The organism is Coriobacteriia bacterium, assembly GCA_013336165.1.
Classification (GTDB): Bacteria; Actinomycetota; Coriobacteriia; order Anaerosomatales; family JAAXUF01; genus JAAXUF01.
Genome location: JAAXUF010000016.1, coordinates 24,714 through 35,161 on the forward strand (window position 1 = coordinate 24,714; position 10,448 = coordinate 35,161).

Annotated in this window: 10 protein-coding genes and 1 tRNA gene; 7 read left to right on the forward strand and 4 right to left on the reverse strand. The window is 63.3% G+C overall.

What is annotated here, in order from left to right; translation table 11 throughout:
* Nucleotides 1-10: 10 nt before the first annotated feature.
* Nucleotides 11-1,792, reverse strand: a complete 1,782-nt coding sequence (locus HGA39_08945) for a serine/threonine protein kinase (protein ID NTW29470.1) — start codon at nucleotides 1,790-1,792, stop codon at nucleotides 11-13.
* A 114-nt stretch (nucleotides 1,793-1,906) separates the two neighbouring features.
* Here HGA39_08945 and HGA39_08950 point away from each other — a divergent pair, with 114 nt between their 5' ends.
* Complete coding sequence (locus HGA39_08950; protein NTW29471.1) at nucleotides 1,907-2,380, forward strand: MarR family transcriptional regulator; 474 nt, start codon at nucleotides 1,907-1,909, stop codon at nucleotides 2,378-2,380.
* Nucleotides 2,377-4,233 (forward strand): MFS transporter, encoded by a 1,857-nt coding sequence (locus HGA39_08955; GenBank protein ID NTW29472.1) that lies wholly within the window; start codon nucleotides 2,377-2,379, stop codon nucleotides 4,231-4,233. The genes HGA39_08950 and HGA39_08955 overlap by 4 nt, the downstream gene beginning before the upstream one ends.
* 208 nt (nucleotides 4,234-4,441) lie before the next feature.
* On the opposite strand, the gene HGA39_08960 is transcribed toward HGA39_08955, so the two are convergent.
* Nucleotides 4,442-5,341 (reverse strand): L,D-transpeptidase family protein, encoded by a 900-nt coding sequence (locus HGA39_08960; GenBank protein NTW29473.1) that lies wholly within the window; start codon nucleotides 5,339-5,341, stop codon nucleotides 4,442-4,444.
* 191 nt (nucleotides 5,342-5,532) lie between these two features.
* Between HGA39_08960 and HGA39_08965 the strand changes: the two genes are divergently transcribed.
* From HGA39_08965 to HGA39_08975, 3 genes are all read left to right on the forward strand, one after another.
* Nucleotides 5,533-6,300 carry a M15 family metallopeptidase gene (locus HGA39_08965; GenBank protein ID NTW29474.1) on the forward strand — a complete coding sequence of 256 codons (768 nt, stop codon included), beginning with the start codon at nucleotides 5,533-5,535 and terminating at the stop codon, nucleotides 6,298-6,300.
* 81 nt (nucleotides 6,301-6,381) lie between these two features.
* Nucleotides 6,382-6,467, forward strand: a tRNA-Leu gene (locus HGA39_08970).
* 149 nt (nucleotides 6,468-6,616) lie between these two features.
* A complete protein-coding gene (locus HGA39_08975) occupies nucleotides 6,617-7,072 on the forward strand; it encodes a hypothetical protein (GenBank protein ID NTW29475.1) in 456 nt (151 codons plus the stop codon).
* Here the strand turns inward: HGA39_08975 and HGA39_08980 are convergent.
* The gene (locus HGA39_08980) at nucleotides 7,060-7,614 is read right to left on the reverse strand and encodes a helix-turn-helix domain-containing protein (GenBank protein ID NTW29476.1); all 555 of its coding nucleotides are present in this window, start codon (nucleotides 7,612-7,614) and stop codon (nucleotides 7,060-7,062) included. The two genes, HGA39_08975 and HGA39_08980, sit on opposite strands and share 13 nt — an antisense overlap.
* 81 nt (nucleotides 7,615-7,695) lie before the next feature.
* On the opposite strand from HGA39_08980, the gene HGA39_08985 reads away from it, so the two are divergent.
* Nucleotides 7,696-8,277 carry a LysE family transporter gene (locus HGA39_08985; GenBank protein ID NTW29477.1) on the forward strand — a complete coding sequence of 194 codons (582 nt, stop codon included), beginning with the start codon at nucleotides 7,696-7,698 and terminating at the stop codon, nucleotides 8,275-8,277.
* Nucleotides 8,278-8,288: 11 nt separating this feature from the next.
* On the opposite strand, the gene HGA39_08990 is transcribed toward HGA39_08985, so the two are convergent.
* The gene (locus HGA39_08990; protein NTW29478.1) at nucleotides 8,289-8,894 is read right to left on the reverse strand and encodes a hypothetical protein; all 606 of its coding nucleotides are present in this window, start codon (nucleotides 8,892-8,894) and stop codon (nucleotides 8,289-8,291) included.
* Between the two features lie 187 nt (nucleotides 8,895-9,081).
* Here HGA39_08990 and HGA39_08995 point away from each other — a divergent pair, with 187 nt between their 5' ends.
* Nucleotides 9,082-10,296: an ammonium transporter gene (locus HGA39_08995; GenBank protein ID NTW29479.1), complete on the forward strand. Its 1,215-nt coding sequence runs from the start codon at nucleotides 9,082-9,084 to the stop codon at nucleotides 10,294-10,296.
* Nucleotides 10,297-10,448: the final 152 nt, after the last annotated feature.

Genomic DNA, 10,448 nt, shown 5'->3' on the forward strand with positions numbered 1-10,448 from the left:
TAGCTTCCCACTACTCGTCTTGCTCCGCGGCAGAAAGGTCTGCGTACTCTTGTTCGCCCCGAACCGGTGCGCCAAGGGCGATGACCAGATACACAAGTATAAGTGAGCCGGCTAGAGAGAGCGCGAAAGCGTCGCCAAGCCACAACCCTGCGCCATGCTGCGCGGACGCCGCAACACGCGCGAGTCCATACCCGCCGACGAGGATGCCCGCTCCCAAGGCGGCACCGATGCTTGCTGCTGCTCGCGAGCTGCGGCGCGCGAAGAGCGACATCGCGAGCGCAGCAAGGGGCCACGACGCGATCGCAATCCAGGTCGCAGGGGAGGTGAACGCGGCGGCAACGTTGGCCCCCAGTGCGGAGGCCGCAGCCGGATCCGTCAACAGCTTCGCGCCTACTCCGACGTACGGCGCCTGTGCGACGCCCCCGCCGGACGCTGCCGAAGCCAGCACGCCGAGCAGCCCGCCCGCCAGCCCGGTGACCGCGGCGGACAGCGGCGGGAGTGCGAAGCCCGCCAGCAGCGGCAATGCGAGCGGTATGCGCGCGATGCCGAGAAGCGGCGAGGCCGCGGGGAGCACTGCCGCGCCGGCACTCTTGCGGCCGGAGAGCCACCACCACGCGGCGCCCACGACGACGAATGCGGCACCCAAGAGCGACAAGCCGCGTGCGAACAGCCCGGCGGCGAAGGCCAGCAACGCTACACCTGCGCCGAGAGACGGAGCCAGCACGGCTACGAGCGCGACGAGCGCGATCGCGGCGGCGCGAGGGGCGTTCTCGAGTGGAAACGCCGACAACCCGGCCCACGCGAGCCAGCCGGACTCCGTCGCTGCAATCGCGCGCAGCAGCAGCTGTCCGGTGCGGCCGCGGAGGCGGTCCCACAGGCCGAGCGCCGCGATGTCGGCGTCCTCATCCTCGGCGGGTTCGGCCTCGGTGACGAGCGACTCCACCAACTCGGCGAGCGATTCGCGACCGGCAGCCGGATCTCCGAGGTGGGGGAGCAGGGCGCCGGTGAAGTCGACGATCGCCGGATAGCGCTCGTCGGGACTGACGTCGAGCGCCGCGAGCAGGATGAGGTCGACGGCAGAAGGCACACTGCGGTCGAACGTCGATGGCGGAGCGATGGGCCGCTCAAGGCGGGCCGCAGCCTCGGCGACCGTTGCGGCGTCGAAGGGGTTGGTGCCGCAGACGCATTCGTACACTAGGGCGGCGAGCGCCCACTCGTCCGTCGTCTCGTCGACCGGTTCGCTGTCGAGCTGCTCGAGCGGCATGTGGCCGAGCGTTCCTCCGCCTCCGCCCTTGTGACCCACAGCCGAGGACAGCGCCGAGACGCCGAAGTCCGCGACCTTGATGCGCCCGTCGAGTGTCACGAGCACGTTGGCAGGTTTGATATCGAGGTGCAGCACGCCGTTTGAGTGCGCGAAGGCGAGCGCTTTGCCTACGCTCTCGACGATGGTCGCAGTTTCGTCGAGCGTGAGAGAGCCGCCCAGCTCGGCGAGCACGGTGTCGAGGGGTGCGCCGTCGACATGCTCCATGATGATGAACGCCTCGTTGGCGTCGGTCGCGAAATCGTAGACCGTGACAATCGACGGGTGGTTGAGCATCGCTGCCGTGCGCGCCTCGGCCAAGCCGGGCGGGTGGCGGTCGGGGTTGCCGGCCACGTCGAGCGGCAGCGGGATGCGCTTGATGGCGACGCGGCGTTGGATGCGCGTGTCCCACGCGAGGGCGACGCTACCAAATCCCCCTTCGCCGAGTTCGCCAAGCGGCCGATAGCGGTCCAAGATCAGCTGCTGTTCCACGCTTCTCCCCATCGGTCCTTGGGCCCGGAAGCTCCACAGTCATTCTAGCCGAGGAAGAGGAAAGTGGCGTGGTTGCTCTTGATTGTCGCTGCAGCTCAGTATAAAGTTCGAGCCATGAATAATTCAGAGAGCGAAATAAGTGATGGCCTTCTTGCCGAGATGGATGCGACGATCATCATGCTGGCGCGCGTATTCGCTCGGCGACATCTGGCCATTGCTGAGAATCTTGAGCTGACGCCCACGCAAGCACTTCTCGCAAAGATGCTCCAAGGGCATGGCGCAACGAAGATGTCGGACTTGGCAGCGCTGCTCGACGTCAAAGCACCCGCTGTCTCGGCACTCGTGGACCAGCTCGAGCGGCGGGGCTTCATCGAGAGGCTGTCGGACGCATCCGACCGCCGGGTGGTCCGCGTACGTATCACCGAAGACGGTCGAGACGCGCTCGACCGCGTAGAAGACGGAGAGCGGGAGTACCTGAGGAGATACGTCGGGGTGCTCTCGGAGCAGGAACTCAAGGATCTGATTCGGATGCACCGTGCGCTCATCGAGGCCTCGGCCTCGGACTTCAATCAGGAGGTTTCCGCGTGACCATGTCCAAGTCCGTGTCTTCCGATCCCTACGCTCGCAAGTGGTGGGTGCTTGTTGCCGTCTGCATGGCCCTGTTCATGGTCATGCTGGACGCGACGGTCGTGAACGTTTCGATCCAATCGATCACCAAAGGCATCGGTGCGAGCTTCTCGGATGCCGAGTGGGTTCTCAATGCGTACACCCTTGTGTTCGCCTCCATGCTGGTCACCTTTGGGCGCTTGGGTGACATGTTCGGCCGCAAGAGATTCTTCGTGACCGGACTTCTTGTCTTCGGCACGGGGTCGCTCATGTGCGGGCTGGCTGCAACGCCGGCGATATTGATCGCCGCGCGGGTATTGCAGGCATTAGGTGGCGCGTTCATGGTCCCGGCGACGTTGTCACTGACGGCGGCGAGCTTCCCGCCGCATCAGCGCGGCATGGCGATGGGCATCTGGGGGGCTGTCAGCGGCGCCGCGACCGCCGCGGGTCCACTGCTTGGTGGCGTGCTGACCGATGCATTTTCGTGGCGCTATATCTTCTTCATCAATCTGCCGATTGTGCTCATCGCGATCCCGTTTGCCCTGTGGGCGATTCCCGAATCTAAGGACAATCGTTCACACAAGGTGGATTGGCTCGGCGCTGCCCTGTCGGTCGGCGTGTTGGCCTCGCTGTGCTATGGCCTCATCGAGGGTCCCAAGGTCGGCTGGGGAGACGCACGCACTCTGAGCTACTTCGGCTTGGCCGCCGTGGTTCTCATGCTGTTCCTTGCGTGGGAGCGCCGCGCCAAGGAGCCCATCATCGACCTGCGCCTGTTCCGCAACCGAGGGTTCTCGGCGGGCAGCGCTTCCGGGGCCGTGCTGATGTTCGGCATGATGGGGTTGTTCTTTCTCGTGCCGATGTATCTGCAGGCGCAACTCGGCTACACCGCTCGGGCCACCGGCCTGGCGATGACGCCCATGAGCGCTGCGATTCTGGTCGCGGCGCCGATGGCCGGCCGCCTGTCGGACCGGATCGGCTCGCGCTGGCTGATGTTCGCAGGGATGCTTACCGCCGCCGTGTCGGTCTTCTGGCTGTCGTTTCTGTCGGCAGGCGATGGGTGGCAGTGGTTGATACTGCCGCTTGTGTTGGCCGGCGTCGGCATGGGACTCGTGATGGCGCCGATGACAAGCGCGGTCATGGCTGTTGCGCCGAAAGGCGAGGAGGGAGCCGCTTCGGGGGTGTTGTCGACGATGCGTGCGATAGGTGGCGTCTTTGGCGTCGCCGTGCTCGGCGCGGTCTTCAGCACAGCGATGGCATCCAATATGGTGAAGGCGTTGCCCTCGGTGCAGGCATTGCCCACGGCGGCTATACCCTACGTGACGCAGGTTGTGGAGAACAGTAGCTCAGGCATGGGGGGCACCGGGTTCGACGAAGCGACGCTGAGGAGCCAAGTGCCTACGGCAGCCATGCTCCCGCTCATCGAAGGCGCCATACGTGATGCCGCAAACGAGACGCTTCCGGCTGCGATGCAGCAGCCAATCGCCGACGCCGTGGTCGCGGCTGCGGCGACGGGGGGTTCCCTCGACGGCGCGTCAATGATGGAGGCGCTGACCCCGGTGATGCAGAAGATGGGAGCGTCAGGTGGGGGCATGCCGGTCGACGCAGCTGCGTTCACTGCGTTTGGCACCGCGGTGGGCAACGACATAGCGAAGAACTTCGCTCTGATGGGCAAGAGCCTTGCCAGTGCTGCGAGCGAGTCGTTTGTCTCGGCGCTGCGCAAGGCGTTTCGGCTGGCCTCGATCGTGCTGGCGATCGGTGCGCTGCTGGCGCTGCTGGTGAAACCCGGGAAGAACGAGGAGTCTACCCTGGAGCCGATTCGCGCGGCGGAGCAGTAGCCAGCGCGAAGGCAGTTGCCCCAAGACACACGAAAGCCCGCTTCTGCCGAGCGGGCTTTCGTGTAAACCAGGAGAGAGAAGAGAAGAGGTAAGACCATCGTGCATCATCCCGGTGGACGACTCGTGTCCGGGGCGTGGGCAGATCGTGCCTTACCTATGGAGGAATTGTTGATGGCGCGGGTCGGCGACTTCTCGGCGCCACTTCCTTCTAGTGGTAGAAGCCTTGCAGTTCACTGTCTAAGCAGATGAGGATCTTGGGTTCCTGGTTGCGGTCCAGCCATTGCAGAAGCCATACCATGTTGGCCGAACTGACGCTCACGCATCCTGCCGTGTAGCCGGAACCGGAATTGCAGTGGAGGAAGATCGCGTTTCCTTTGCCAGGTACCTGTTCGAGGTTGAAGCCAAGATCGATGCCGTATCGGTAGGCGGTCACCTTGTACATGTATTCATATTCATTGTTCGCGGGCTTGCCTTCGACCAAGGTGTTGAACGTGGGAGAGTCATACTGCCCGTCGTAGTAGGTGTTATCGCCGATCACCCTGTAGGGCAATGACGTGCCCTGATTCGTGCTGGGATTCGGCGAGACTCCAAAAGCGTAGAGCAGGCTGTAGAGGCCGATGGGTGTCTGCATGCCTCCTTCGATGCGGTCCTTGTCGTACACGAGCCCATACTTGCCGACAACCGCATCAACCGACAGGACGCTGGTCCAGTTCTCGCCGGACTTCTGATATGCGGTCAAGATCGCACGGGTAGTGTTCAACCTGGAGGCCGTGACGACGATCACTTGGCTGCTGCCGTCGAAGGCGGATCCATAGAACGCCTTTCCGGTCGCCGAAGCGGGAGGAGCCGGGTCCTGCGAGGCGGGCAGAGTTGGGTCGCCGGGCGGAGCAACGGGAGACGATTCGGTCGAGGAGGCGGGCTGGCTCGGCTGCTGGGCTTGCTCGCCGGAAGATGCGGATGCGGCAGGTGCACCGGAACCGTCCCGGTCCTGCAGGGAGCGAGTTAGGCCCACTGCGCCGATCCCGATGACGAGCAGGGCCAGCAGGCTGAGCCCAACTGCCAGCTTGTGCCTCACAAGGAGGGATGTGATCCTCGCTACGGACTTCAACGGCTTTCCCCGGGTCGGTCGGACGGAGACTTGGCACCATTAGAGCGCGAAACCGGGTAGAACACCATGCTCCCGGCGGTGAGACGCATGATACGATGCGGGAGGCGTGTTGGCTCGCTGTCTGACATCGGCGAAGGGGTCAGCGGCTGTAACCGCAGTAATGCTTCACTGAAGACGGCAGGTGATGGTGCATGGGCAGCACAATGAGGAAGATGGTTCTCGCCATCCTCGTGCCTGTCTTCTGTCTCGCGCTGTGCTCGTGCTCGGCAAAGCCAGCGACCGTCAAGTCCCAGGACAGCGTGGGCGCGGTCTCGGGCAGCGTGTCCCCGACGGGTTCGGCGACCCCGACGATCACTCCTCTCCCTGAGATCACGGTGCTGCCGCCTGTTACCGTCACTCCGAAGGTCATCGATGGCTTCGTCAGGGTGACCGATCTGGACAGCACCCTCGTCATCGATCTCAAGTACGCCACGACCGACAACTTCACACACCAGAAGGTCTACCCGACAGCCATATGCGTTCTGCGGTTCGCAACCGCCGAGAAGCTCGCCAAAGCCAACGCGGAGCTCGCGAAGATGGGATATCGCCTGAAGATATGGGATGCGTATCGGCCGCTTTCCGTGCAGAAGATCTTCTGGAGCATCAAGCCGGACGCCAACTACGTCGCCAACCCCGCTACCGGAGGATCAGTGCACAACCGCGGTTGTGCGGTCGACGTGACCCTGGTCGACCTGAATGGAGACACCGTCGTAATGCCATCGGAGTTCGACGACTTCACCGACAAAGCCAGCCCGAGCAATCCAAACATGTCCGCGCAGGCCAAAGCGAATCTCGACGTACTTCGAAACGCGATGAAGGCCAGCGGCTTCGTCACGATCACGACCGAGTGGTGGCACTTCGAGGATAGCGACGGGCGGCAGTACCCGGTCTCAGACGTCGACGTCGCCCAATTCCAGTAGGTTCTTGCTGAATCGGCGGCATCTTTCCCCTCTTGCTGTTGCCCGCCTCAACCTGCGGTGATACCATCACGTACGCGCTACGCGGGTGTGGCGGAATGGCAGACGCGCATGGTTCAGGTCCATGTGGGGGCAACCCCGTGAAGGTTCAACTCCTTTCACCCGCACCACAAGAAGCAAACGGCGGCTTCGTCCCTTGAGGACGGAGCCGCTTCGTTTGCCGAGACGAGATTGCTCTTGGCTGGGCGCATGCAGTCGCCCGAGCGCCCGCGGTTGCCTATGATGGAAGCGTGACCGCGCCGAGGGAAGGAGCCAGACGATGGCCGGAACCAGGAAGTGGCTCATACCGGGGATTGCCCTTGGCCTAGGCGCTCCCATACTTGTGGTCGTCGGCCTAAGCATCGCGTTCGGTCTTGGCTTTGCATTTGAGCTTGGGCTGCTCCCGACGTGGATCGGCGGCACTTCGGCTCGCTGGATCCTAGGGCTTGGCCTCGCGCTGGTCGGCTTGTGGTTTCTCTTGCGAGCGTGCGTCCGCAGCGGCGGAAAGCGCGCGTTGTGGTCGGGGGTCGCGATCTACATAGCCGGCGTCGTGGTGCTCGGCCTGTCATCGGGGTACCTGCAATCTCAGCAGCTCGACAATCCGACTGCCGGGGTCGGTTTCACCGCGATCGCGATTTTTCTCGCCGCATTCCTTGTACCGCTGGTGGCGATGGGCCTCATCGCGTTACGGACGACCAAGCGCCGTCAGAAGGCGAACCGCCGTCAGCGCGGGTAGTGAATGACCATTGCCAACCGGAGTTCCGACTCGCCCGGGTTATGGTACGCATGCGGCACGTCGGCTCTGAAGCGGATCGAGTCTCCCGCACCCAGCACGTGCTCGTCGTCGGCAACGCGCAGCGATAGCGTGCCGGTGAAAACCGAGATGAACTCCTCCGTGCCCGTGGGGTGCGCATCGGCTTGCAGGTAGCCTCCCGGATCGACTTCGAGCGAGTACATCTCAAAGCCCCTCTCGGCGTCGAAAGGGAACACCGGGTAGTTGCGGACGCTTCCTGCGTTCTCGATGAGCGGTTCGACGTCGTCACGCCGGACGATCTCGGAGTCCTCGCGCGGACGGCTTACCAGCGATGTGAACGAGATCTTGAGTCCATTGGCGATGCGCCACAGGATCGAGATGGTGGGGTTCACCTCGCCGCGTTCGATCTGGCCCAGCATGCTCTTGCTCACGCCTGAGAGCTTCGCGACATTGTCCAGGCTCAGGTTCTTGTCGGCTCTGATCCCTTTGAGGTTGTCGCCGATCAGCTGATTCAGATTCTCCACGTGAGCCTCCAGTTGGACAATATACCGCACGATATGTATTACTATACCGCACGACCCCCTAACAGCCGAGAGGATCGCGCAATGCCCAACACACTCGCGTTCCTGTCGTACGTGTTGCTCACGACGTTCACGCCCGGCCCCAACAACATCATGTCCATGTCGAATGCGAGCCGCTTCGGCTTTCGCAAGAGCCTGAGGTTCACTTCCGGCGTCTTCGCGGGGTTTTTCGTCTTGATGGTGCTTTCATGCGCCTTCTCGCTCACGCTCTACAGCGTGTTGCCCAGCATCAAGCCGTTCATGACGGTCGTCGGCGCGGCCTACATCCTCTGGCTTGCGTACAAGACGGCGACCGCATCTCCTCACGCCGAGCAGGGTCTTGGTGCGACAAACACGTTTCTTTCCGGAGCGCTGCTGCAGTTCCTGAACCCCAAAGCGATCCTGTACGGCATCACCGCCGCGTCAACGTTCTTGGTGCCGTACTACAAGTCGCCCGTTGTGCTCGCGGGGTTCTGTCTGTTCATGGCTGGCATGAGCTTCATCTCGACGAGCAGTTGGGCGGCTTTCGGCTCGGTGTTCGAGCGTTTTCTCTCGGGCAACGGCAAGGCCGTCTCCTGGGTGATGGCGGCTCTGCTCGTCTACTGCGCGGTGGCGCTGTTCATGTAGGCTGTTCGGCTCTAACCCCTCGGAGCCGCCCGTCTTGCCGTGAGAATCGTCCCGCCGTACTGAGCGGCCAACAGCACCGCTCCGCCTACGATGATGATCGCGTAGATCATCGGCCACGTGACCTCGAACGGCAGGCCCAGCATCCCTCTCAACTCGGAGCCCATCGTCGGTTCGTTCAGGGCCATCCACGCCGTCGCTACACACAGCGCCGCAAGGATCGAAGTCGCGGTGACCGCGACGCGCCGGGTGTCTCGGCTGGTGCGCTCAGCGGGCAGATGCTTCTGCGCCGCCCGACGGCCGATCACGTGTCCTCCCGCGAGACCGACAATGATGTTGAACACGGGGAATCCCATGAAGAACCCGTAGATCATCACCGAGTAGAAGAGGGCCAGCGCGCTCAGGGCGGGAAGTCCGAGGTCGAACAGAGAGTCGAGCCGCTTGCGCAGCACGGTCGCGTCGAGCAGGATACCCAGCGCCAGCCCGCCAGCCGCGGCAGGTCCGATGATCGCGCTCTCGCCGAGCAGCCCGAACGATCCCCACCAGCCGGTCAGCAACAGACACACCGGTGCGATCGTGCCGAGAACGACTCGCGAAAACACTCTGTCTGAAAGGGTCATGCAAAGCTCGCTCTCTCCGAGTGCAACACCTGCGGCGATCGATCGAGATACAAAAACTCTAGCGGAAGGTGCTGCGTTGCGCGGAAACGCTTCCGAAACATTACCGAAATACACTTGATCCGTAGCTCGCCTGCCGACGGTCCAATGTGCGCGTTCGAGCGCCAAGAGAGGGACAGCCATGCCCGCAATCAACCCTGCCGATACTGCCTGGATGCTCGCATCCTCGGCGATGGTGCTCTTCATGACTCCCGGCCTCGCGCTGTTCTACGGCGGCATGGTGCGCTCCAAGAACGTGCTTTCCACAATCATGTACAGTCTGATCTGCATGGGCGTCGTGTCGATCCTGTGGGCTCTTCTGGGCTACACGCTTGCGTTCGGTCCGGATCATTTCGGCATCATCGGCGGCCTGGATTTCGCTGGCATGCGCGGGATCACCGGCGCGATCTCGCACTGGGCGCCAACGGTGCCCGCGGCCGTCTTCGTCGCCTACCAGTGCATGTTCGCGATCATTGCACCCGCGCTCATCAGCGGCGCTTTCGCCGAGCGCATGAAGTTCCCGGCGTGGATCGCGCTGATCTGCGGCTGGACGCTTCTGGTCTACAGCCCGCTCGCGCACTGGGTGTGGGGTGGCGGGTGGCTCGGCAGGCTGGGCGTCATCGACTTCGCGGGCGAGACCGTGATCCACCTGTCATCGGCTGCAGCAGCACTGGCCTGTGTGCTCGTGATCGGAAAGCGCCGAGGCCACGGCGCCGAGGCCTACCACCCACACAATCTGCCGATGACGCTGCTCGGTGCGGGAATCCTGTGGTTTGGCTGGTTCGGCTTCAACGGCGGGGCGGCACTTTCGTCGGGTGATCTTGCGGCGACCGCATTCCTGAATACTCACTTCGCCGCGGCGGCCGGCATGATCTCGTGGCTGCTCATGGAGTATTGGCGTGTCGGTAGGCCGACTTCGCTGGGCGCGGCATCCGGCGCGGTCGCGGGTCTTGTCGGCATCACGCCTTCTGCCGGTTTCGTCGGGCCGATGGCAGCGATCCTCATCGGCCTCGTGGTGGGGGCTGTGTGCTTCATCGGCGTGAGCCTCAAGCCGCGTCTGGGCTACGACGACGCGCTCGACGTTCTGGGTGTTCACGGCTTCGGCGGGGTGACCGGCATGCTGCTCACCGGTCTGCTCGCGACGACTGCGGTCAACAGCGCGGGGGCCAATGGTCTGCTGAACGGCAATCCCAAGCTCCTGCTTGCAGAAATCATCGGCATCGTAGTCTCGGCAGGGTTCTCGTTCGTGATGACGTTCGGGCTGCTCAAGCTCATCGACGCCACCATCGGCTTGCGTGCGACGCCGGATGCCGAAGTCGCCGGCCTCGACATCACCGAGCACGCTGAGACAGCCTACATTCTCTAGAGCGCTATCCCCACACGTCAGAACAACAGAAGGGCTCCCAGACTGGACCGCGCCCCTAAAGTTGGACCCGGAATGAAAGTTCCGGGTCCAACTCTCTTTTTGGGGGTGATGTCATGAAATGGGATGATGCAACAAAGACGGAGGCAGCGGAG